The organism is Variovorax sp. 54 (assembly GCF_002754375.1).
Classification (GTDB): Bacteria; Pseudomonadota; Gammaproteobacteria; order Burkholderiales; family Burkholderiaceae_C; genus Variovorax.
This window is the reverse complement of sequence record NZ_PEFF01000001.1, coordinates 2485264-2508824: the sequence shown is the minus strand read 5'-3', so window position 1 is coordinate 2508824 and position 23561 is coordinate 2485264. Positions and strand designations below refer to the sequence as shown.

At 68.4% G+C, this 23561-nt stretch carries 21 protein-coding genes; 19 read left to right on the top strand and 2 right to left on the bottom strand.

The annotated features are described in order from the left end of the window. Window positions 1–12: 12 nt before the first annotated feature. The 4 genes from CLU95_RS11510 to CLU95_RS11495 are packed head-to-tail and all read left to right on the top strand — an operon-like array spanning window position 13 to window position 4522. Window positions 13–807, top strand: coding sequence for an enoyl-CoA hydratase/isomerase family protein (locus CLU95_RS11510; RefSeq protein WP_099793201.1), 795 nt, complete (start codon window positions 13–15; stop codon window positions 805–807). Between the two features lie 19 nt (window positions 808–826). Continuing rightward, window positions 827–1498 (top strand): DUF4126 domain-containing protein, encoded by a 672-nt coding sequence (locus CLU95_RS11505; RefSeq protein ID WP_062478695.1) that lies wholly within the window; start codon window positions 827–829, stop codon window positions 1496–1498. Beyond that, window positions 1491–3494 carry an acetyl-CoA carboxylase biotin carboxylase subunit gene (locus CLU95_RS11500; RefSeq protein ID WP_099793200.1) on the top strand — a complete coding sequence of 668 codons (2004 nt, stop codon included), beginning with the start codon at window positions 1491–1493 and terminating at the stop codon, window positions 3492–3494. Before CLU95_RS11505 ends, CLU95_RS11500 begins: the two co-directional genes overlap by 8 nt. 59 nt (window positions 3495–3553) lie before the next feature. Continuing rightward, window positions 3554–4522: a DUF4349 domain-containing protein gene (locus CLU95_RS11495; RefSeq protein WP_099793198.1), complete on the top strand. Its 969-nt coding sequence runs from the start codon at window positions 3554–3556 to the stop codon at window positions 4520–4522. Window positions 4523–4552: 30 nt separating this feature from the next. Here CLU95_RS11495 and CLU95_RS11490 read toward each other — a convergent pair whose 3' ends face one another. Beyond that, window positions 4553–4867 carry an EthD family reductase gene (locus CLU95_RS11490; protein ID WP_099793196.1) on the bottom strand — a complete coding sequence of 105 codons (315 nt, stop codon included), beginning with the start codon at window positions 4865–4867 and terminating at the stop codon, window positions 4553–4555. An 85-nt stretch (window positions 4868–4952) separates the two neighbouring features. On the opposite strand from CLU95_RS11490, the gene CLU95_RS11485 reads away from it, so the two are divergent. From CLU95_RS11485 to CLU95_RS11420, 14 genes are all read left to right on the top strand, one after another. Further along, window positions 4953–5873 (top strand): 2-hydroxyacid dehydrogenase, encoded by a 921-nt coding sequence (locus CLU95_RS11485; protein WP_099793194.1) that lies wholly within the window; start codon window positions 4953–4955, stop codon window positions 5871–5873. A gap of 93 nt (window positions 5874–5966) precedes the next feature. Then, the gene (locus CLU95_RS11480) at window positions 5967–6716 is read left to right on the top strand and encodes an IclR family transcriptional regulator (protein WP_099793192.1); all 750 of its coding nucleotides are present in this window, start codon (window positions 5967–5969) and stop codon (window positions 6714–6716) included. Next, window positions 6713–7117 (top strand): cupin domain-containing protein, encoded by a 405-nt coding sequence (locus CLU95_RS11475; RefSeq protein ID WP_099793190.1) that lies wholly within the window; start codon window positions 6713–6715, stop codon window positions 7115–7117. Before CLU95_RS11480 ends, CLU95_RS11475 begins: the two co-directional genes overlap by 4 nt. Before the next feature lie 24 nt (window positions 7118–7141). Continuing rightward, window positions 7142–8155: a Bug family tripartite tricarboxylate transporter substrate binding protein gene (locus CLU95_RS11470; RefSeq protein ID WP_099793188.1), complete on the top strand. Its 1014-nt coding sequence runs from the start codon at window positions 7142–7144 to the stop codon at window positions 8153–8155. A 130-nt stretch (window positions 8156–8285) separates the two neighbouring features. After that, window positions 8286–9512: a CaiB/BaiF CoA transferase family protein gene (locus CLU95_RS11465; protein WP_099793186.1), complete on the top strand. Its 1227-nt coding sequence runs from the start codon at window positions 8286–8288 to the stop codon at window positions 9510–9512. Continuing rightward, entirely contained in the window at window positions 9509–10678 is a 1170-nt protein-coding gene (locus CLU95_RS11460; protein WP_099793184.1) for an acyl-CoA dehydrogenase family protein, read from the top strand. The genes CLU95_RS11465 and CLU95_RS11460 overlap by 4 nt, the downstream gene beginning before the upstream one ends. A gap of 9 nt (window positions 10679–10687) precedes the next feature. Beyond that, a complete protein-coding gene (locus CLU95_RS11455; RefSeq protein ID WP_099797233.1) occupies window positions 10688–10984 on the top strand; it encodes an acylphosphatase in 297 nt (98 codons plus the stop codon). A gap of 164 nt (window positions 10985–11148) precedes the next feature. Then, entirely contained in the window at window positions 11149–12069 is a 921-nt protein-coding gene (locus tag CLU95_RS11450) for a hydroxymethylglutaryl-CoA lyase (protein WP_099793182.1), read from the top strand. A gap of 25 nt (window positions 12070–12094) precedes the next feature. Next, window positions 12095–12733, top strand: a complete 639-nt coding sequence (gene rhtB / locus CLU95_RS11445) for a homoserine/homoserine lactone efflux protein (protein ID WP_099793180.1) — start codon at window positions 12095–12097, stop codon at window positions 12731–12733. Window positions 12734–12771: 38 nt separating this feature from the next. Beyond that, on the top strand, window positions 12772–13260 hold the full coding sequence (locus CLU95_RS11440) for a YbaK/EbsC family protein (RefSeq protein ID WP_099793178.1): 489 nt from the start codon (window positions 12772–12774) through the stop codon (window positions 13258–13260). Beyond that, the gene (locus CLU95_RS11435; RefSeq protein WP_099793176.1) at window positions 13257–13526 is read left to right on the top strand and encodes a DUF1289 domain-containing protein; all 270 of its coding nucleotides are present in this window, start codon (window positions 13257–13259) and stop codon (window positions 13524–13526) included. Before CLU95_RS11440 ends, CLU95_RS11435 begins: the two co-directional genes overlap by 4 nt. Continuing rightward, window positions 13523–14161, top strand: coding sequence for a 2-hydroxychromene-2-carboxylate isomerase (locus CLU95_RS11430; protein ID WP_099793174.1), 639 nt, complete (start codon window positions 13523–13525; stop codon window positions 14159–14161). Before CLU95_RS11435 ends, CLU95_RS11430 begins: the two co-directional genes overlap by 4 nt. Before the next feature lie 214 nt (window positions 14162–14375). Further along, window positions 14376–16070, top strand: coding sequence for an MFS transporter (locus CLU95_RS11425; RefSeq protein WP_099793172.1), 1695 nt, complete (start codon window positions 14376–14378; stop codon window positions 16068–16070). Window positions 16071–16204: 134 nt separating this feature from the next. Next, window positions 16205–16396, top strand: coding sequence for a hypothetical protein (locus CLU95_RS11420; RefSeq protein ID WP_099793170.1), 192 nt, complete (start codon window positions 16205–16207; stop codon window positions 16394–16396). 15 nt (window positions 16397–16411) lie between these two features. Here CLU95_RS11420 and CLU95_RS11415 read toward each other — a convergent pair whose 3' ends face one another. Further along, window positions 16412–17542, bottom strand: coding sequence for an ABC transporter substrate-binding protein (locus tag CLU95_RS11415; RefSeq protein ID WP_099793168.1), 1131 nt, complete (start codon window positions 17540–17542; stop codon window positions 16412–16414). Window positions 17543–17727: 185 nt separating this feature from the next. Here CLU95_RS11415 and uvrA point away from each other — a divergent pair, with 185 nt between their 5' ends. Next, window positions 17728–23478 carry an excinuclease ABC subunit UvrA gene (gene uvrA / locus CLU95_RS11410; protein WP_099793166.1) on the top strand — a complete coding sequence of 1917 codons (5751 nt, stop codon included), beginning with the start codon at window positions 17728–17730 and terminating at the stop codon, window positions 23476–23478. Window positions 23479–23561 lie beyond the last annotated feature (83 nt).

The following is a 23561-nucleotide window of genomic DNA, read 5'->3' as shown; positions in this document are numbered from 1 at the left end:
GAGGGGCACCGCATGAGCAGCACCTTCACCAAGCTGAACCTCGCCATCGACGGCGCGGTCGCACGCATCTGGCTCGACCAGCCCGACGCACGCAACGCCTTCGACGACGTCGTGATCGCCGAGCTGACGCAGGCTTTTCTCGAAGCCGGCGCTGCGCCGCAGGTCAAGGCCGTCGTGCTCGGCGCGAACGGCCCGGCCTTCTGCGCGGGCGCCAACCTCAACTGGATGCGCCGCATGGCCGACTACACGCGGGACGAGAACCTCGCCGACGCGGGCAAGCTGGCCGACATGCTGCGCACCATCGCCGAGTGCCCCAAGCCCACCATCGCGCGCGTGCAGGGCGACGTGTACGCGGGCGGCATGGGGCTCGTGGCCGCGTGCGACATGGCCGTGAGCGTCGACACCGCCTGGTACTGCCTCAGCGAAGTGAAGATCGGCCTCGTGCCCGCGACCATCAGCCCGTACGTGCTGCGCGCCATGGGCCCGCGCGCGTCGCAGCGCTACTTCCTCACGGCCGAGCGCTTCACCGCCGCCGAGGCGCACCGCATCGGCTTCGTGCATGAAGTGGTGGCCGCCGACGCGCTCGACGCCAAGGTCGACGAGCTGCTGAAGGCGCTCACCGGCGCCAGCCCCGCCGCCGTGCGCGCCTGCAAGCAGCTGATCGCCGACGTGGCCGGCCGCGAGATCGACAGCGCACTCATCGCCAAGACCGTCGAAGGCATCGCCGACATCCGTTCGAGCGACGAAGGCCGTGAGGGCGTGCAGGCCTTCCTGCAGAAGCGCAAGCCGTCCTGGCTCGCCGGCTGACAGCCCACCAAGGACCGCCATGAACGCACTCGACATGCCGCAACTGCTCGCACTGGCCGCCGCCATCGGCTGGGCCAGCGGCGTGCGTCTGTACCTCGTCGTGCTGCTGACCGGCCTGGTCGGCTACTTCGGCTGGGTGCCGTTGCCTTCGGGGCTGCAGATGCTCGCGCATCCGATCGTGCTCGCGGTCAGCGGCTTCATGGTGTTCGTCGAGTTCTTCGCCGACAAGATCCCGGGCCTCGACTCGCTCTGGGACGTGGTGCACACCGCCATCCGCATCCCCGCCGGTGCGGCGCTCGCGGCCAGCGTGTTCGGTGCCGACCATGGCGCGATGGCCGTCGTGGCGGCGCTGCTGGGCGGCGGCTTTGCGGCCACGGCGCATGCGGCCAAGGCCACCACGCGCGCGGCCATCAACACCTCGCCCGAGCCGTTCTCGAACGTCGGTGCCTCGCTGGTCGAAGACTCGATGGTGCCGGCCGGGCTGTGGCTCGCGGTGGCGCATCCGCTGGTCTTTCTGGTGCTGTTCGTCTTCGTGCTCGTGCTCAGCGTGTGGCTCATCCGCAAGAGCTGGCGTTTTCTGCGCGCGCTGTTCAGCCGCGTGGCACGCATCTTCAGTGGCCGGCCCGATCCGGGCGTCACGTCCGCCTTTCAACTGAAAAAGAATCCTCCGGGAGACACTCCGAATGTTTAAGAAGATCCTGATCGCCAACCGTGGCGAGATCGCCTGCCGTGTTGCAGCAACGGCCCGTCGCATGGCGATCCGCACCGTGGCCGTGTACTCCGATGCCGACGCGCATGCCAACCATGTGCGCGCCTGCGACGAGTCGGTGTACCTCGGCGGCAGCGCCCCGAAGGACAGCTACCTGCGCTGGGAAAAGATCCTCGAAGCCGCCAAGGCCACGGGCGCCGAAGCCGTGCACCCGGGCTACGGCTTCCTCAGCGAGAACGAAGAGTTCGCGCAGGCCTGCGCCGACGCCGGCCTGGCCTTCATCGGCCCGCCGCCCTCGGCGATCAAGGCCATGGGCCTGAAGGCCGAGTCGAAGCAGCTGATGGAAAAGGCCGGCGTGCCGCTGGTGCCCGGCTACCACGGCCACGACCAGGACCCGGCGTTGCTGCAGCGCGAGGCCGACCGCATCGGCTACCCGGTGCTCATCAAGGCCAGCGCCGGCGGCGGTGGCAAGGGCATGCGCGCGGTCGACAAGGCCGCCGACTTCGAGGCCGCGCTGGCCTCGTGCAAGCGCGAAGCCATCAACAGCTTCGGCGACGACGCGGTGCTGATCGAGAAGTACGTGCAGCGCCCGCGCCACATCGAGATCCAGGTGTTCGGCGACACGCAGGGCAACTACGTCTACCTGTTCGAGCGCGACTGCTCGGTGCAGCGCCGCCACCAGAAGGTGCTCGAAGAAGCGCCCGCGCCCGGCATGACCGAGGCGATGCGCAAGGAAATGGGCGATGCGGCGGTGGCCGCTGCGCGCGCCGTGAACTACGTGGGTGCTGGCACGGTGGAATTCATCGTGGAGCAGCGCGAAGGCGGCGAGATGAACTTCTTCTTCATGGAGATGAACACGCGCCTGCAGGTGGAGCACCCGGTGACCGAAGCGATCACCGGCCTCGACCTCGTCGAATGGCAATTGCGCGTGGCTTCGGGCGAGCCGCTGCCTGCCAAGCAATCGGAACTGCAGATCCACGGCCACGCCATCGAAGCGCGCATCTGCGCCGAGAACCCCGACAACAACTTCCTGCCCGCCACCGGCACCCTGCGCGTGTACCGCAAGCCGCAGGCCACGGCGTTCCAGCGCAGCCGCGTGCGCATCGACGACGGCGTGCGCGAGGGCGGCGAGATCTCGCCCTTCTACGACTCGATGATCGCCAAGCTCATCGTGCACGGCAGCACGCGCGCCGAAGCGCTGGCCCGGCTCGACGCCGCGCTGGCGCAGGTGCAGATCGTGGGCGTGTCGACCAACGTGCAGTTTTTGCGCGGCATTTTGGCGACCGAGTCGTTCTCGAAGGCCAACCTCGACACCGCGCTTATCGAGCGCGAGCGCGCCGTGCTGTTCGACCGCGAGCCGCTGGGCCTGCCGCTGGCCGCCGCTGCCGCCATCACGCGCACGCTGGTCACCGAAGCGCCGGTCGGCGTGCCCGACCCCTTCGAGCGTCGCGACGGCTGGCGCGCGCACGGCGAGTACAAGCGCCGCTTCGACTTCGAGTTCCGCGGCGCCGAGCACAGCGCGCTGCTGACCTACCGCCGCGACGGCGGCCTGAACCTCGAGGTGGGCGGCGTGAATGGCCCGCTGACGGTCGGCCGCTTTCCCACGGGTGAGTTCGAGCTCGAATTCGCCGGCACGCGCCAGACCCTCGACGTGCACCTGGACGGCGCGACCGCCCACGTGTTCGCGTCGAAGGGCGCCACGCGCCTCACGGCCATCGACCGCCTCGCCCACGCGGGCGACACCCAGGCCGAAGGCGGCCGCCTCACGGCGCCGATGCCCGGCAAGGTCGTGTCCTTCGCGGTCAAGGCCGGCGACAAGGTCAGCCGCGGTCAGCCGCTGGCCGTGATGGAAGCCATGAAGATGGAGCACACCATCGCCGCGCCGGCCGACGGCATCGTGGAAGAACTGATGTTCTCGCCGGGCGAGCAGGTGGCGGAAGGCGACGAATTGTTGCGGATGGCTGCGGCGGCGGTTTAACCCCGTTCGGGCCGCTGGTTCGTATCAGCGGTGGTAGTCATTCTTTTCAAGGAGTCCTGATGATCCGCCGCACCCTTTCCGTGTCGACACCTCGCGCCGCCGTGCGCCACCGCGCAGGCGCTGTCTTGCTGGCCCTGGCTGCCGCGCTGTCGTTGGCTGGCTGCGACCGCCCGCGCGGGCCCGAATCGGCCGCGCCGGCCTCTGCGCCCATGCCGGCACCGCCGATGGGCTACGGCGGCGGCATGGCCATGAAAGAACAGAGGGCGCGCGCGCCGCAGGCCGAGATCGCCGCGTCGCAGTCCGACGAGGCGCGGCAGGGCAGCGGCGAGACCGCGCTGCAGCGCTTCCTCGCCGTGCGGCAGGACCTGAACGTCGAAGTGCCGGCGGAACAGCTGGCCGATGCCTGGGGCAAAGTGCGCGACCTGTGCGGCACGCTGAAGTGCGAGCTGCTGTCGTCGTCGCTGCTGCGCGAGACGCCGCAGCAGCCGGGCAACGCCCTGCTCGAAATGCGCGTCGAACCCGCCGACGTCGACAAGCTGCTCGGCGGCCTGGCCGGTGTGGCGAACGTGGTCTCGCACACCACCACCAGCGAGGACAAGACCTCCGAGGTGATCGACGTCGAGGCCCGCATCAAGAACCGCACCGAGTTCCGCGACAGCCTGCGCGTCATGCTGCGCGACACCGTCACCAAGCGCACCATGGCCGACCTGCTGGCGATCCAGCGCACGCTGTCGGACACGCAGGCCGAACTCGACGCCATCGCCACCCAGCGCAAGGTGCTGGCGCAGCAGACCAGCAAGCAGCACATCCAGATCCAGTTCACGCCCAAGCGCGCGCTGGTGAGCAGCAGCGACGGCTACAGCCCGATGGCGCACGCGCTGCGCAACGCGGGCGACGTGCTGGCCGAAAGCGTGGGTGCGCTCATCACCTTCGTGGCCGCAGCGCTGCCGTGGCTGCTGCTGGTGGTGCTGCCCGTGGGATGGCTGGTGCGGGTGCTGTGGCGCCGCCGCCGGACGGGCAAGGCGTAAGGGCCGTCCGGTCAGAAGCGCAGTGGTGCGTCAGCCCACCACCACTTCGCTGATCTGCATCACCGGCGCGATGTCGGTGTAGTTCTTCACGTCGCCCATGATCTCCTTCATGTGCGGGCCGAAGGCCTTCTGGAAGGACTCGACCGAGTCGGCGAACACGTGGCACATGCCGACGTAGGTGGGCGGCGAACCCGGTGCGCCGCCGCCCAGGCCCTTGTCGACGGTGTACGAGAGGCAGGCGTCGCCCATGCGGGCCTTGAGCATGGGCATGTGCTGGTCGCGGTAATAGTCGTGGTCGAACCGTGCGCCGGGGGTGTGGGGGTACATCACGCTGACTTTGATCATTTGGGTGTCTCTTTGGTGGCTGAATGCGGTCGAGCATAGGAGATGGCGCTCAGCGGAACAAGCCGAGGGCCCCTAAGATGCCGCCATGCGAATTTCTGTCTACCTCACCGACAACCGCCCCGACGCCTGGATCGACGGGCTCAAGGCTGAACTCCCCGATGCCACCATCGAAGCCTGGGCGCCCGGCGCGCCGCAGGCCGACCATGGCGTGGTGTGGGCGCCGCCGCAGCAGTTTCTCGACGAGCAGCCCGACCTGCGCGGCCTGTTCAACATCGGCGCGGGCGTCGATGCGCTGCTCAAGCTCAAGGTGCCGGCGCACACGCGCATCGTGCGGCTCGACGACGCGGGCATGTCGGTGCAGATGGCCGAGTACGTGTGCCACACGCTCATTCGCCACTTCCGCGAGTTCGACGTGTACGAGGCCGATGCGCGCGAGGGCAAGTGGAGCTACCGCAAGCCGAAGCTGCGGCGCGACTTTCCGGTCGGCATCATGGGCCTGGGCGTGCTCGGCGAGCGCGTGGCCAAGGCCGTGGCGCAGTTCGAATTTCCGGTGCTCGGCTGGAGCCGTTCGCCCAAAACGCTCGACGGCGTGCAGGTGTTCAGCGGCGAGGCGCAGTTCGACAACTTCCTGGCCTCCACGCGCGTGCTGGTCAACCTGCTGCCGCTGACCGAGTCCACGCGCGGCATCCTGAACCGCACCACGCTGGGCAAGCTCAAGCCCGAGGGCTACCTCATCAGCATTGCGCGCGGCGGCCACCTGGTCGAAGACGACCTGATCCCGCTGCTCGACGCCGGCCAGCTCGCGGGCGCCACGCTCGATGTGTTCCAGGTCGAGCCACTGCCGGCCGACCACGCCTTCTGGCGCCACCCGAAGATCACCGTGACGCCGCACGGCTCGGCACGCACGCTGCGCGAGGAGTCCATCGCCCAGATCGCCGGGAAGATCCGCGCGATGGAGCAGGGCCTGCCGATCGCCGGCATCGTCGATCCCGTCCGGGGCTACTGACGCCCCTGCGCCGACGACGATGAACCGGCTGAAACGCGGCCGGCGGGGGAAAACCCCGACGCTTTTGTTTTTCACATACGAGAAAATTTCTTCATGGTTGTGAAAACAGCGTTTCGCGTGATCGAGATCGTCGAGCTCTTTGCCCGGGAGAAGCAGCCGCTGGCCCTGTCCGAGATGGCGCGGCTGCTCGACATGCCCGTGTCCAGTTGCCTCGGCCTCATCCGCACGCTCGAAGAGCAGGGCTACATGTACGAGACCGGCCGCCGCCAAGGCTACTACCCGACGGGCCGGTTGCTGGCGATGGCGCAGGTCATCGCCGCGCACGACCCGGTGCTGGACCGGGTGAAGGCCACGCTCGAAGAACTGCGCGACGCCGCGGGCGAAACGGTGGTGTTCGGCAAGTTCCGCGATGCGGAGCACGTCGTCTACCTCGACGTGCTGAGCGCGCCGCAGCGCATCCGCTACACGGCCGAGTCGGGCGAAACGCGCCCCGCGTACGCCAACTCGATGGGCCGCGCGCTGCTCTCCACGCTCGCGCCCGAGGCGCGCCGCAAGCGGCTCGACGGCATGACGCTCACGCCCCTGACCGACGCCACGCTCACCACCGCCGACGCCATCGAGACCGAGCTGCAGCGCGGCGCCGCACGCGGCTGGTACGGCAACCTGGGCGAAAGCATTCCCGACCTGATCGGCCTGGCTTGGCCGCTGCGCATCGGCGGCGAGGCCTATGCGATCTCGGTGGCCGGTCCGCGCTACCGCATGGAAGCGCGCATCGACGACATCGCGGCGATGCTGCGCTCGGCCTGCCTCGCCATCGAACCCAAGACGGAGAACCCCCGATGACTGCAACCGCCACCGCAACCGCTGCTGCGCGCTACTTCGTCCGCGAGGACGAGATCACCGGCTACCACCCGGCCAACCACACCGGCACGCTGAACAAGCGGCTCATCGGCCCCGAGACGGTGGGCGCCAAGCAGCTCGAAGTGCTCGTGGGCCACATCCAGAAGGGCAAGGGCGCGCTGCCGCATGCGCACCCGGGCATCGAACAGGTCTGCTACATGCTCGAAGGCCGCGCGGTCGCCGAGGTGGGCGGCCAGCGGCAGGAGCTGCACCCCGGCGACAGCTGCTTTTTTCCGGCCGACGCGATGCACACCTTCACGGTGGTGAGCGACGAGCCGGTGCGCGTGCTGGTGATCTACAGCCCGCCGTACGAGGAATCGCCGGAGCGCGTGATCCGGCCCTGAACGACAACCCCCGGAGACACAACCATGCAGACGAAGAACGCGACAGAAACAGTCGCGGTGGAAAGCCGCCGCCGTTTCATTGCCCTCGGTGCCGCGGCGGGCCTTGTCGGCGCGGCCCCGTGGGCCTTTGCGCAGGACGGCGGCTACCCGAAGCAGCCGATCAAGCTGATCGTGCCCTTCGCGGCCGGCAGCGGCACCGACGCGGTGGCGCGCATCACCGCGCAGATGCTGGGCGAGGCGCTCAAGGGCTCGGTGATCGTCGACAACCGGGCCGGCGCCAGCGGCGTGATCGCGGCCGAGCTGGTGGCCAAGGCGCCGCCCGACGGCTACACGCTCTTCATGACGACCAACACCACGCACTCGGCCAACCCGAGCCTGATGAAGTCGCTGCCCTACGACCCGGTGAAAGACTTCGCGCCCGTGAGCCGCATGGGCAACCTGCCGTTCATGCTGGTGGTGAACAACGACCTGCCCGTGAAGAGCGTCGCCGAGCTGCTGGCCTGGGGCCGCGCGCATCCCGGCAAGCTGACCTACGCGAGCGGCAACAGCACCGGCATCGTGAGCGGCGCCACGCTGTCGCGCATGAGCGGCATCCCGATGCTGCACGTGCCCTACAAGAGCACGCCGCCGGCCATCGCCGACCTCATCGGCGGACAGGTGTCGATGATGGTGGTCGACCTTGCCGCGGGCCTCGCCACGGTCAAGGCCGGCAAGATGCGCGCGATTGCAGTCACCACGCAGGAGCGCACCAAGCTCTTTCCCGAACTGCCGCCGCTGGCCGACACGCCCGAGCTCAAGGGCTTCGACATCACCTCGTGGAACGGCGTGTTCGCGCCGGCCGGCACGCCGCGCGACGTCGTGCTGAAGCTCAACAAGGCGCTGTCGGAGATGGCGAACGGTGCGGTGTTTCGCGAGCGTGTGAGCCGGCTGGGCTTCGATGCGTTCGGCAGCACGCCGGAAGAGCTCGGGGCGTTCACCGTGTCGGAGTTGGCGAAGTGGAAGAAGCTGATTCAGGCTGCGGGCATTCAACCGGAATGACAGCCGTCCTGCATTTGCATTTCTCCCTCCCCCGCTGGGGGAGGGCAGGGGTGGGGGCAAGCGGCGTACCCATTGGGCGCTCTGCCCGCCCCCATCCCAGCCTTCCCCCGGAAGGGGAAGGAGCAAAGACATGAACACCTTCGGACCTCTTCAGGGCATCCGCATCCTCGACCTCACGGCCGTGGTGATGGGCCCCTACGCCACGCAGACCCTCGGCGACCTCGGTGCCGACGTCATCAAGGTCGAGCCGCCTTCGGGCGACAACCTGCGCGCCGTCGGCCCGATGCGCCACGCGGGCATGGGCGCGATGGCGATGCACCTGAACCGCAACAAGCGTTCCATCGTGCTCGACCTCAAACAGCCCGAAGGCCGCGAGGCGTGCCTCCGGCTCGCGGCGGGCTGCGATGCGCTCATCTACAACACGCGTCCGCAGGCGATGGCGCGGCTGGGGCTCGGCTACGAGGCCGTGGCCGCGGTCAATCCGAAGATCGTCTACCTCGGTGCCTTCGGCTACGGCGAGGAAGGCCCCTACGCCGGAAAGCCCGCGTACGACGACCTGATCCAGGGTGCGGCCGGCGTCGCCTCGCTCTTCGCGCAGCAAAGCGGCGGCGCGCCGCGCTACGCGCCCGTCACGCTGGCCGACCGCGCCGTGGGCCTGCAGGCGGCCATCGCGCTGCTCGCTGCCGTGCTCAGCGCGCAGCGCACCGGCCAGGGCCAGGCGGTGGAAGTGCCGATGTTCGAAGCGCTCTCGCAGTTCGTGATGGGCGACCACCTCGGCGGCCACAGCTTCGAGCCGCCGCTCGGGCCCACCGGCTATGCGCGCCTGCTCGCGGAGCACCGCAAACCCTACGCCACGGCCGACGGTTATCTCGGCGTGCTCATCTACAACGACAAGCACTGGCAGGCCTTCTTCGACGTGATCGGCCGGCCCGAGCTGCGCGCCTCGCCGATGTTCGGCACGCACACGGCGCGCGCCGCGAACATCGGTGCGGTCTATGCGTTCGTGGCCGAGGTGATGGCCACGCGCGGCAGCGACGAATGGATGGCGCTGCTGGAAGCGGCCGACATTCCGGTCGCGCGCCTGCACACGACCGAAAGCCTGCTCGACGACCCGCACCTGCGCGCCGTCGATTTCTTTCCCGAGTTCGACCACCCGACCGAAGGCCGCATCCGCACGCTCGCGCCCGTCGGCCGCTACAGCGCCACGCCCGCGGCCATCCGCCGGCCCGCGCCGCGCATCGGCGAGCAGAGCGTCGAGCTGCTGCGCGAAGCGGGCTACGCGGACGACGCCATCGACCGCATGCTTGCGCGCGGCGTCACGCTGCAGCCGGGCCCCATGAAAGACAACCGCGAATGAATTTTTCCCTGAACGAAGACCAGCGCTCGCTCGTCGCAGCCATCGAGCGCCTGTGCGAAGACTTCCCCATCGACTACTGGCGCGACCACGATGACCGCGCCGTGTTCCCGCATGAGTTCCACCGCGCCGTGGCCGAGAGCGGCTGGCTCGGCATCGCGATGCCCGAAGCGCAGGGCGGCGCGGGCCTGGGCATCACCGAGGCGGCGCTGATGATGCGTGCCATCAGCGCCTCGGGCGCGGGCATGTCGGGCGCGTCGTCGGTGCACATGAACATCTTCGGCCTCAACCCCGTGGTGGTGTTCGGCACGGAGGAACAGCGCCAGCGCTTCCTGCCGCCGCTCATCGCGGGCACCGAGAAAGCCTGCTTCGCCGTGACCGAGCCCGATGCGGGGCTCGACACCACCAGCCTCAAGACGCAGGCGGTGCGCCAGCCGAACGGCAGCTATGTACTGCACGGTCGCAAGATATGGATCTCGACCGCGCAGGTGGCCGACCGCATGCTGATCCTCACACGCACCACGCCCATCGATCAGGTGAAGAAGCCCACGCAGGGCCTCACGCTGTTCTACACGGCGCTGGACCGCAGCAAGGTCGAGGTGCGCGAGATCCACAAGCTGGGTCGCGCGGCAGTCGACTCCAACATGCTCTTCATCGACGGCCTCGAAGTGCCCGAAGAAGACCGCATCGGCGAGGAAGGGCGCGGCTTCGAGTACATCCTGCACGGCCTGAACCCCGAGCGCATCTTGATCGCGGCCGAAGCCATCGGCATCGGCCGCGCCGCGCTGCGCATCGCGGCGCAGTACGCGCAGGAGCGCGTCGTCTTCGGCCGCCCCATCGGCCAGAACCAGGGCGTGGCGCACCCGCTCGCGCGCGCCTGGGCCAACCTGGAGGCGGCCGACCTGATGGTCTTCAAGGCCGCCACGCTGTACGACGCGAACGAGCCCTGTGGCATCGAGGCCAACGCCGCCAAGTACCTCGCGGCCGAGGCGGCACACGACGCCTGCCAGAACGCCGTGCTCACGCTGGGCGGCATGGGCTACGCGAAGGAATACCACGTTGAGCGTTTGCTGCGCGAGAGCTACATTCCGCGCATCGCACCGGTGAGCCCGCAGATGATCCTGAACTTCATCGCCGAGAAGGCACTGGGGCTGCCGAAGTCGTATTGATCGATGCCCATGAACCACCACGCCACCGTCACCCGCCACCTCGTCGTCCACGGCCTCGTGCAGGGCGTGGGCTACCGCTGGTCGATGGTGCAGGCCGCGCAGCGGCTCGGCGTGCGCGGCTGGGTGCGCAACCGGCGCGACGGCAAGGTGGAAGCGCTCGTGGCCGGCGCCGCCGATGGGGTCGAAGCGCTGGTGCATTGGGCGCGCCAGGGGCCTGCAGGTGCGCGCGTGGAGTCGGTCGATGTGAACGAGGCCGACGCCACGGACGATCTGCCCGACGGGTTCGCGCAACGAGAAACCGTCTAGCGGCGGTTTTCCTGCGGAGCTGATCGGTTGGCACCATTTGCAACCCCACAGGCGCGCATTGCTACCTTCTGCGACTTGTGTACCAAGCAGCGCAAGCCCATGTGTCAGACAATCGAAGCCGGTTTTTCAGCATCCTCCCGCGACAGCGACACAAGAGACATCCCATGAAACTCCCCGCCCAGGTCAAGCTCGTCGACGTCGGTCCGCGCGACGGCCTCCAGAACGAAAAGCAACCCGTGTCCGCCGAGGTCAAGATCGGCCTCGTGCACCGCCTGCAGGACGCCGGCCTGAAGGAGATCGAGGTCACCAGCTTCGTCTCGCCCAAGTGGGTGCCGCAGATGGCCGACAACGCCGAGGTGATGCACGGCATCACGCGCAAGCCGGGCGTTCTGTACTCGGTGCTCACGCCCAACTTGAAGGGCTTCGAGGCCGCCATCGCCGCGCCGCGCGAAGAGTGGCCCGACGAGATCGTGGTGTTCGGCGCCGCGAGCGAGGCCTTCAGCCAGAAGAACATCAACTGCTCGATCGCCGAGAGCATCGAGCGCTTCGCGCCCGTGGTCGAGGCGGCGCGCGCGAAGGGCATCGCCGTGCGCGGCGCGATGTCGTGCACGGTGGGCTGCCCCTACGAAGGTGAGATCAATCCGTCCAAGGTCGGCTACCTCGCACAACTGATGAAGGGCATCGGCGTGCAGCGCGTGGACGTGGCCGACACCATCGGCGTGGGCACGCCGCGCAAGGTGCAGGCGGCCATGGAGGCCACGCTGGCGCACTTCGATGTCGACGCCATCTCCGGCCACTTCCACGACACCTACGGGCAGGCGCTGGTCAACACGCTGGCGGCGCTCGAACTGGGCGTGTGGAACTTCCAGTCGTCGTCGGCCGGCCTCGGCGGCTGCCCCTACGCCAAGGGCGCGACCGGCAATGTCGCGACCGAAGACGTGGTCTACATGCTGCACGGCATGGGCATCGAAACCGGCATCGATTTGGACAAGCTGATCGACGCGGGCGTGTACATCAGCGAAGCGCTGGGCCGCGAACCGAACTCGCGCGCCTCGAAGGCGATCCGCACTAAGCGGGCCGGCTGAAACACACACCCGCACAGGAGTTTTCGTGGACCTGCATGTCTGGCTTGCGTTTCTGGTGGCCAGTTGCGTCATCGCGGTGTCGCCCGGTTCGGGCGCGGTGCTCAGCATGAGCCACGGCCTGAGCTACGGCGTGCGCCGCACCACGGCGACCATCGTCGGGCTGCAGCTGGGGCTGGCCGTGATCCTGCTGGTGGCGGGCCTCGGCGTGGGCGCGGTGCTCACCGCCTCGGCCACCGCGTTCACGGTGATCAAGGTGGTCGGCGCGTGCTACCTGCTGTGGCTGGGCTGGTGCCAGTGGCGCGCGCCGGTTGCCAAGCTCGAGGGCGACACCTCGGCATCGGCCGGCGAACCCGAGCTCACGGCGTCGCAGCGCGTGCTGCGCGGCTTCCTCACCAACGTGACCAACCCCAAGGGCATCGTCTTCATGGCTGCCGTGCTGCCGCAGTTCATCCAGCCGACGCGCCCGCTGTGGCTGCAGCTGCTGGTGTTGCTGGCCACGACGGTGGCGGTCGACGTGACCGTGATGCACGGCTACGCCTGGTTGGCCGCGCGGCTGCAGGGCGTGCTGCGCAGCGTGCGTGCGCGTCGCGCGCAGAACCGCGTCTTCGGCGGTGTGCTGATGGCGATGGGCGCGTTCCTGTTCATGTTCAAGCGCAACGCCTGACGGGGCGCGGCCCGCGGCCTGATAGATTCGAACGCATCATGTGCGGCTCTGAACTCCACTCCCTCCCCGAAGGCGTCCAGCGCGTCTCCCGCGTGCTCCAGGACGCCGGCCATCCCCATGCGCCCCGCATGCTCGACGACGCCTGCCGCACCGCGCAGCAGGCCGCCGACGCGCTCGGCATCTCGGTCGGCCAGATCGCCAAGAGCATCATCTTCCGCCGCAAGAGCGACGAGGTGGCAGTGCTGGTCATCACCTCGGGCGACAAGCGCGTCGACGAGAAAAAAGTCGATGCCATCGTCGGCAAGACCGGCCGCGCCGACGCCGACTTCGTGAAGGCGCGCACCGGCTTCACCATCGGCGGCGTGTCGCCGGTGGGCCATGTGACCAAGCCTGTGGTGCTGATCGACCGCGAGCTGTTCCGCTTCGAGGAGATCTGGGCCGCCGCGGGCCACCCGCATGCCGTGTTTCAGCTGCACCCGAACGATCTAGAGAAGCTCACCGGCGCGCCGGTGGCCGACGTGGTGTGAACTTCGACGAAGCGGAGGCGCTCGCCGAGCGCGCCGGGACCGTGCAGCGCACGGAGGGCGAGGTGCCTTCGCCGTGCTCGTCGGTGTGCCGCATGGACCGCCTGAGCGGCTTCTGCGAAGGGTGCCTGCGCACCATCCCCGAGATCGCCGGCTGGAGCAAGATGGAAGACGACAGCCGCCGCCAGGTGTGGCGCGCGATCGAACTGCGCGCCCAGGCCGGCATCTGGCGCGTGCCCGAAGCCACCACTGGAGACCACGACGCATGAAGCACATCGACTTTTATCTCGACTTCATTTCGCCCTACGCGCACCTCGCGTTCGAGCACCTGCCCGAGGCGCTCGAAGGCCTGAGCGTGAGCGTGGCCTACAAGCCCGTGCTGCTGGGCGCGCTGCTCAAGCACCACGGCCAGCTCGGCCCGGCCGAGATTCCTTCGAAGCGCAGCTGGACCTACCGCCACGTGCTGTGGCTGGGCCAGGCGCACGGCATCCCCATCGAGATGCCGGCCTCGCATCCTTACAACCCGCTGCCGCACCTGCGCCTGGCCGTGGCCACGGGCGACGACGGCAGCATCAATCGCCTCGCGGCCGAGACCCTCTTTCGCCACGTGTGGCGCGGCGGCGAAGAAGCGGGCGACGCCACGCGGCTGGCCGCGCTCACGGCGCAGCTGCAACCGAAGCGCGACGTGAACGGCGACGACAACAAGGCCCTGCTCAAGCGCAACACCGATGAGGCCGTGGCGCAGGGCGTGTTCGGCGTGCCGTGCTACGTGGTCGACGGGCGCCTGTTCTGGGGCTTCGACGGCCTCGCGATGCTGCGCGCCTACCTGCAGGGCGACACCTGGTTCGACGGTCCGCAATGGACCGGCGCCGACCAGCGGCCCTCGTTGCTGCGCAAGGGCTGAGGTCCCTTTTGCTGCGCAGCAGCAAGGACTGAGGACAAACCCGCGCAGGGGCTCGCTTTCTTACAAGCTGAAACGAGCAGCGCGGGTTTCACCCTAAACCGTAAGCGCCGGTTCAGTTTCGCGAAAGCCTCGGGTCAGTCGCGCCTCCAAGAATGCCTCACGGTCCCGAATGCCGGGCACCGACGAACGCATACATACACACCAGGAGACGACGATGGCAGCCACGCTAGATTCAAGGGGAGTGCCGCATCCGGCCCCCCGGCCCATGTCCGCGGAGGAGAAGAAGGTCATCTTCGCCTCCTCGCTCGGCACCGTGTTCGAGTGGTACGACTTCTATCTGTACGGTTCGCTCGCCGCGATCATCGCGAAGCAGTTCTTCAGCGGCCTGGATGCGGGCGCGGCCTTCATCTTCGCGCTGCTGGCGTTTGCCGCCGGCTTCCTGGTGCGTCCGTTCGGCGCCATCGTGTTCGGCCGCCTGGGCGACATGATCGGTCGCAAGTACACCTTCCTGGTGACGATCCTGATCATGGGCCTGTCGACCTTCATCGTCGGCCTCTTGCCCAGCTACGCGACCATCGGCGTCGCGGCGCCGGTGATCCTGATCGCGCTGCGCATGCTGCAGGGCCTGGCGCTCGGCGGCGAGTACGGCGGTGCCGCCACCTACGTGGCCGAGCACTCGCCGCACGGCAAGCGCGGTGCCTACACCTCGTGGATCCAGACCACGGCCACGCTCGGCCTGTTCCTGAGCCTGATCGTCATCCTGGGCGTGCGTGAAGGCCTGGGCGAAGCGGTGTTCAACGACTGGGGCTGGCGCATTCCGTTCCTGGTGTCGATCCTGCTGCTGGCCATCTCGGTGTGGATTCGCCTGACGCTGTCCGAGTCGCCGGCCTTCCAGAAGATGAAGGCCGAGGGCAAGACCTCGAAGGCACCGCTCGCTGAATCGTTCGGCCAGTGGAAGAACCTGAAGATCGTGATCCTGGCGCTGGTGGGCCTGACGGCCGGCCAGGCCGTGGTCTGGTACTCGGGCCAGTTCTACGCGCTGTTCTTCCTGACGGCCCAGCTGAAGGTCGATGCGACCACCGCCAACCTGATGATCGCCGCCGCGCTGCTGCTCGGCACGCCCTTCTTCGTGATCTTCGGAACGCTGTCCGACAAGATCGGCCGCAAGCCGATCATCATGGCCGGCTGCCTGCTGGCCGTGGTCACCTACTTCCCGGTCTTCAAGATGCTGACCGAAGCCGCCAATCCTGACCTGGCCCGCGCGCAAGCCACGGCCGGCGTCACCGTGACGGCCGACCCCAAGACCTGCTCGTTCCAGGGCAACCCGGTGGCCCGCGAGATCGACTTCAAGAGCTCGTGCGACATCGCCAAGCGCTACCTCGTGCAGAACTCGGTGAGCTACGAGAACGTGGTCGGCGCACCCGGCTCCGCCGCCGTCGTGAAGATCGGCGACAAGACCGTGGAAGCACCCACCGGCGTGGTCGCGAACTCCAAGTTCGACGAAGCCAGCGTCAAGTCGATTGCCGCCTTCAAGAAGGGCGTGGCCGAAGACCTGAAGATCGCTGGCTACCCGGCCAAGGCCGACCCCGCCAAGATCAACAAGATCCTGACGATCCTGCTGCTGTTCTGGCTGGTGCTGCTGGTGACCATGGTCTACGGCCCGATCGCCGCGATGCTGGTCGAGATGTTCCCCACGCGCATCCGCTACACCTCGATGAGCCTGCCGTACCACATCGGCAACGGCTGGTTCGGCGGCCTGCTGCCGACCACCGCCTTCGCCATCGTGGCCTCGACCGGCAACATGTACAACGGCCTGTGGTACCCGATCATCATCGCGGGCATCACACTGGTGATCGGCACGCTGTTCATCCGCGAGACCAAGGACGTGGACATCTACGCCAACGACTGATCTGCGCGCAGTTGGAGGGGGCCGCGCGGCGGCCGCCCTCCGTTCAACAAAGAGGCTTCATGCCCATGGCATGAGGCCTTTTTCTTGAACGCTCTTCATCCCTCTTTTTCTCAACTTCTCAGGAGACAGTACCCATGTGGAAAATCGTTGTCGGCTTCGTCATCTTCGCCGCCATTGCCCTGTATGTGATTTCGATGGGCGGCGACAAGATCGACATGTCCGGCGAGAAGCACGGCGGCGACACGACGCACGCCCCCGCACCGGCGGCGGCCACGCCGGCGCCTGGCGCATCGGCACCGGCTGCCGCGGCCTCCGCCGCGAAGTAACGCCACAGGGTCGCGTCAGCGCTTGAAGCGGCCTTCGCTGATGATGGCCAGGTCCGCGAAGTCGATGCCGCTGTGGTCCTGCGGCGAGTAGCTCACCTCGAGCCCGCCGCCCAGGTCGTAGCCCTTGAGGCTTTCGAGCGCCGCAAGCACCTTGGCGCGCGTGGGCTTGGGGCCCGCGCGGCGCAAGGCCTCCACCAGCACCTTGGCCGAGGCAAAACCTTCGAGCGCGGCCGGTGACAGCTCGCCCTGGCCCTTGGCGCGGGCGAGCGTCAGCGCCTCCTTCACCATCGGCTGGCCCATCGAGCGTTCGTTGGGGAACACCTGCGTCACGATCACGCCGCGGCTGGCATCGCCCAGCTGCTTGATGAAGCCCGACGAGGCGTTGTTCGACAGCGTGACCACCTGCGCCGCCGAGCCCGCGGCGCGCAGCGCCTTGATGCCGTCGACCACCGCCACGCCCGAGCCGATCCACACCACGGCCTGCGCGTCGGCCTTCATGATGGCCGGCACGATGGTCTTGTAGTCGGGCTTTTCGCGGTCGGCCGGAACGGTCGCGATCGGCTGGGCCTTGCCCTTGGTGAAGCCGTTCATCGCGCCCTGCAGCGCGTCGGCGCCGAACGAGTCGGTCACGTGGACCACGGCGATGCGCGTGAGGCCGATGGTCAGCAGGTGCTGCACCGCCTTCTCGGCCTCGCGCTGGTAGGTGGCGCGCACGTTGAACACGTGCTTTTGCAGCGGCTTGTGCAGCACCATCGCGCCGGTCGAGGGGCCGATGAGCGCCACCTCGTTCTTGTCCAGGTACGGAATGATGGCCTGCGAGTGCGGCGTGCCGCGGCTCATGAAGAGCGCGAGCACCTTCTTGTCTTCGATGAGCGCGCGTGCGTTGTCGCCCGCGCGCTTCACGTCGAAGGCGTCGTCCATGCGGATCACCTCGATCTTCTCGCCGTGGATGCCACCCTGGGCATTGGCCGCGTCGATCACCAGCTGCGCGCCGCCGATGGTCTCGTTCACGCTGGCGGCCACCGAGCCGGTCATGCCGGCGGTCTGGCCGATCACGATCTGGGCGGAGGCGCCCATCGCGCACAGCGCGAGCAGGGCGGCCACGCCGAGCGCGTGCCGTGAACCTGCCACTTTCTTCTTCGTCATGAAAGCCTTTCGGAGCCTTCGGGAGACTCGCTGAACAATGTTGAAAACAAATGTCGCATTTGTTTCATAAAGTGTCTTTGGACGAATCCGGACAAACCCCTGCGCGGGCGCCGCCCATGCGCCGGCGTGGGCCGGAGCGTCACCAAGCTCTCCCTAGAATGTTTGCCCCACCCCTCAAGGCATCCATGACACAGGGCTCCATCCGGATTCGCGGCGCGCGCCAGCACAACCTCCAGAACCTCGACCTCGACATCCGCACCGGCGAGATGACCGTGGTCACCGGGCCCAGCGGCTCGGGCAAGTCGAGCCTGGTGTTCGACACCCTCTACGCCGAAGGCCAGCGCCGCTACGTGGAGACCTTTTCCGCCTACGCGCGCCAGTTCCTGGACCGCATGGACAAGCCCGCCGTCGACAAGGTGGAGGGCGTGCCGCCCGCCATCGCCATCGACCAGACCAACCCGGTGCGCTCCTCGCGCTCCACGGTCGGCACGATGACCGAGCTGAACGACCACCTGAAGCTGCTGTTCGCGCGCGCGGCCCAACTGTTCGACCGCGAGACCGCGCTGCCGGTGCGCCACGACTCGCCCGACAGCATCTATGCGCAGATCGCCGAGCGGGCGGCTGCGGCGGGCGATCCGCGCATCGTCATCACCTTCCCGGTCGAACTGCCCGCCGGCACCTCGGCGGAAGAGGTGACGCAGTGGCTGTCGGCCAGCGGCTTCACGCGCGTGCAGGCCGAGCGCGAGGTGGCCACGCCCACCGGCCCGCGCAAGGTGCTCGACGTGGTGGCCGACCGCTTCCGCATCTCGAGCGCCGAGCGCGCGCGCGTGGTCGAAGCGATCGAGGTGGCGCTCAAGCGTGGCAGCGGGCGCGTCACCGTGCACGCCACGGGCGCGGACGAGAACGCACCCACGGACGTATGGAAGTTCTCCACCGGCCTGCACTGCCCCGAGAGCGACATCCGCTACACCGACCCGATCCCGTCGATGTTCTCGTTCAACTCGGCCGTGGGCGCCTGCGACACCTGCCGGGGTTTCGGCCGCGTGATCGGCGTCGACCTGGGGCTCGTGATCCCGAACGACAAGCTCACGCTGCGCGCCGGCGCCATCAAGACCATCCAGACGCCCGCTTGGAAAGAAGCGCAGGACGACCTCATGCGCCACGCCGAGGCCGCCGGCATTCCGCGCGACACGCCGTGGAACAAGCTCACCGACGAGCAGAAGCACTGGGTGGTCGAGGGCACGCCCAACTACAAGGACGGCAACTGGAACAAGCAGTGGTACGGCGTGCGCCGCTTCTTCGGCTACCTGGAGAGCAAGGCCTACAAGATGCATATCCGCGTGCTCTTGTCGAAGTACCGCAGCTACACGCCGTGCCCGGTCTGCAGCGGCGCGCGCCTGAAGCTCGACCCGCTGCTGTGGCGCATTGGCAGCAAAGACGACGCCGACGCGGTGCTGCCGCCTGAAAAGCGCTTCCTGCCCACCGGCGCGAAGTGGAGCCGCGCCCAGCTCGAGGCGCTGCCCGGCCTGTGCCTGCACGACCTGATGCTGTTGCCCATCGAGCGGCTGCGCAGGTTCTTCGACCGCGTGGAGCACCACGGCAACGGCAGCCCCGCGAGCGAAGGCGAGGCGCAGGCGCTCAAGCTGCTGTTCGAAGAAATCACCACCCGCCTGCGCTACCTGCACGACGTCGGCATCGGCTACCTCACGCTCGACCGCCAGAGCCGCACGCTCAGCGGCGGCGAGGTGCAGCGCATCAACCTCACGACCGCGCTGGGCACCTCGCTGGTGAACACGCTGTTCGTGCTCGACGAGCCCAGCATCGGCCTGCACCCGCGCGACATGAACCGCATCACCGAGGCCATGCTGCGCCTGCGCGATGCCGGCAACACGCTGGTGGTGGTCGAGCACGACCCGGCCGTGATGCTCGCCGCCGACCGCGTGATCGACATGGGCCCCGGCCCCGGCGCGCGCGGCGGACAGATCGTGTTCGACGGCACCACCGACATGCTGCGTGACGCCGACACGCTCACCGGCCAGTACCTGGGCGGGCGCAAGAAGATCGGCATGGGCTTCAAGCGGATCGTGAGCGAGAACACGCACCGGCTCATTCTCGAAGGCGTGCGCGAGCACAACCTGAAGAACATCACGGTCGACTTTCCGCTCGCGCGCCTCGTGTGCGTGACCGGCGTGAGCGGCTCGGGCAAGTCGACGTTGATCCAGGACGTGCTGGCGCCCGCGCTCATGCGCCACTTCGGCAAGGCCACCGAAACGCCGGGCGCGCACGACCGCATGCTCGGTGCCGATCACCTGGGCGACGTGGTGTTCGTCGATCAGTCGCCGATCGGCAAGACCGCGCGTTCCAACCCCGCGAGCTATGTGGGCGCATGGGACGCCATCCGCGAAATCTTTGCCACCGCGGCGCTGTCGCGCCAGCGCGGCTACACCGCGAGCAAGTTCAGCTTCAACTCCGGCGACGGGCGCTGCCCGACCTGCGGCGGCTCGGGCTTCGAGCACGTCGAGATGCAGTTCCTGTCGGACGTGTACCTGCGCTGCCCCGACTGCGACGGCAAGCGCTACCGGCCCGAGATTCTCGAAGTGAAGATCGAGCGCAAGGGCCGTGGCTACAACGTGGCCGACATCCTGGAGCTCACCGTGGCCGAGGCCGCGGCGCTGTTCGACACCGACCGCGACGTGCTGCGCGTGCTGCAGCCCATCGTCGACGTGGGCCTGGACTACGTGAAGCTCGGCCAGCCCGTGCCCACGCTCTCGGGCGGCGAAGCCCAGCGCCTGAAGCTCGCGGGTTTCCTGGCCGAAGCGGCCAAGAGCGCGACCGCGAGCCGTCAGATGGTGGCGCGCAAGGGCACGCTGTTTTTGTTCGACGAGCCGACCACCGGTCTGCACTTCGACGACATCGCGCGGCTCATGCGCGCGCTGCGCAAGCTGCTCGACGCCGGCCATTCGCTGATCATCATCGAGCACAACCTGGACGTGATCCGCGCCAGCGACTGGCTCATCGACCTCGGCCCCGAAGGCGGCGAGGGCGGCGGCGAGGTGGTGGCCGAAGGCACGCCCGAGCAGCTGCGCGAGAACCGCGCCTCGCTCACCGGCGCGGCGCTGGCCGACTACGAACTCGCCATCGGCCCCGGCGCCTACAAGGTGGCCGAGCGTGCCGCACGGCGCTACATCGCCAACGCGAAGACGGCGCCGGGCAGCAACGCCATCGAGATCGTCAATGCGCGCGAGCACAACCTGAAGAACCTCAGCGTGGACATTCCGCGCGGCAAGTTCAGCGTGGTGACGGGCGTGAGCGGCTCGGGCAAGTCGACGCTCGCGTTCGACATTCTTTTCAACGAAGGCCAGCGCCGGTACCTCGAATCGCTCAACGCCTATGCGCGCAGCATCGTGCAGCCCGCGGGCCGGCCCGAGGTGGACGCGGTGTACGGCATTCCGCCGACCGTGGCCATCGAGCAGCGCCTGTCGCGCGGTGGCCGCAAGAGCACGGTGGGCACGACCACCGAGGTGTGGCATTTCCTGCGCCTCTTGTACGTGAAGCTGGGCATCCAGCATTGCGTGCACGACGGCGCGGCGGTGCAGCCGCAGACGCCCGACAGCATCGCCGCGCAGCTCATGCGCAACTTCAAGGGCCAGCACATCGGCCTGCTCGCGCCGCTGGTGAGCAACCGCAAGGGCGTGTACACCGAGCTGGCCGACTGGGCGCGCCCGCGCGGCTTCACGCACCTGCGCGTGGACGGCGACTTCTTGCCGACCACGGGCTTCCCGCGCATCGACCGCTTCAAGGAACACAGCATCGAGCTGCCCGTGGCCAGCCTCGACGTGCTGCCCTCGCAGGAGAACGAGCTGCGCGCGGCGCTCACCAAGGCGCTCGAGCACGGCAAGGGCGTGGTGCATGTCCTGAGCGAACTCGACGGCCTGCGCGCCGCGATGATGGCCGGCGTGTCCGCCGTGGGCATCGGCCGCGTGCAGGTGTTCTCCACGCTGCGCGCCTGCCCGGTGTGCAGCACCAGCTATGCCGAGCTCGATCCGCGCCTGTTCAGCTACAACAGCAAGCACGGCTGGTGCCCCGACTGCGTGGGCACAGGCGTGAAGCTCAGCAAGGACCAGCGCAAGGTCTTCGACGATTCGATCCGCGACGACGACAGCAAGGGCCGCGAACAGACCTTCGCCGAGCCCGAGGTCGAAGACCTCGCCGACGTGGCGTGCCCGACCTGCCAAGGCACGCGCCTGAACGCCACCGCGCGCGCCGTGGGCTTCGGCACCGCGGCCGACGGCTCGGGCGGCATCGGCATCACGCAGCTGGCGCGCATGAGCGTCACCGAGGTGCGCCAGTGGTTCGAAGGGCTGGTGCTCACCGGCCGCGAAGCCGAGATCGCACGCGACCTCGTGCCCGAGATCAAGAGCCGCCTCGAATTCCTCGAAGAAGTGGGCCTGGGCTACCTCACGCTCGACCGTGGCGCGCCCACGCTCTCGGGCGGCGAGGCGCAGCGCATCCGCCTGGCGGCACAGCTGGGCAGCAACCTGCAGGGCGTGTGCTACGTGCTCGACGAGCCGACCATCGGCCTGCATGCGCGCGACAACCAGATCTTGCTGAACGCGCTGCACAAGCTCGGCGAGAAGGGCAACACGCTGGTGGTGGTGGAGCACGACGAAGACACCATTCGCCGCGCCGACCACATCATCGACATCGGCCCCAGCGCCGGCAAGCGCGGCGGCCGCCTCGTGGCCGAGGGCACGGTGGCCGACATCCAGAAGGCCGGCGATTCGCAGACCGGCCGCTACCTGCGCGATGCCATCAAGCACCCGCTGCAGGCGCGCCGCCTGATTCCCTCGCCCGATCCGAAGGCGGAAGACAGCGGCAACTGGCTCACCGTGCACGGCGCCGACCTGCACAACCTGCAGGACGTGACCGCCACGCTGCCGCTGCACCGCCTCGTGGTGGTCACCGGCGTCAGCGGCTCGGGCAAGTCGACGCTCGCGCGCGACGTGCTGCTGGCCAGCGTGCAGGGCATCGTCGTGCAGCGCATGACCAAGGCCGGCCGCGACGCCGATGCCGCGGGCAAGCGACCGGCCTGGGTCGGTTGCCGCGGCGTCGACGGCTACGCGGTCATCGACCGCGTGCTCGAGGTCGACCAGACGCCGATCGGCAAGACGCCGCGCAGCTGCCCCGCCACCTACATCGGCTTCTGGGACACCATCCGCAAGCTCTTTGCCGACACCCTCGAAGCCAAGGCGCGCGGCTACGGCCCGGCGCGCTTCAGCTTCAACACCGGCGAAGGCCGCTGCCCGGGCTGCGACGGCGCGGGCGTGCGCACCATCGAGATGAGCTTTTTGCCCGACGTGAAGGTGCCCTGCGAGGTCTGCCACGGCGCGCGCTTCAACCCCGAGACACTGGCCGTGAGCTGGCGCGGCAAGAGCATCGGCGACGTGCTGAAGATGGAGGTCGACGAAGCGGTCGAGTTCTTCGCCAGCATGCCCAACATCGCGCATCCGCTGCAGCTGCTGAAGGACGTGGGCCTGGGCTACCTCACGCTGGGGCAGCCGTCGCCCACGCTGTCGGGCGGCGAGGCGCAGCGCATCAAGCTGGTGACCGAACTCAGCAAGGTGCGCGACGACATCACGCGCCGCGGCCAGAAGCCGCCGCACACGCTGTACGTGCTCGACGAGCCGACCGTGGGCCTGCACATGGCCGACGTCGAGAAGCTGATCCACGTGCTGCACCGGCTGGTGAACGGCGGCCACAGCGTGGTGGTGATCGAGCACGACCTCGACGTGATCGCCGAAGCCGACTGGATCATCGACCTCGGGCCCGAGGGCGGCAACGCCGGCGGACGCATCGTCGCCGCGGCGCCGCCGGAGGAGGTGGTGCGATTGGGGACGCACACTGGCGTAGCTCTTAAGGCCGTGTTGGCACGTTGACGCGCGCAGGCGCACAATGGCTTGAACCCTTGGCGCAGGCGCATCCTGAATCAGCCATGGTGGAGACCGTGTGAACGGATGAA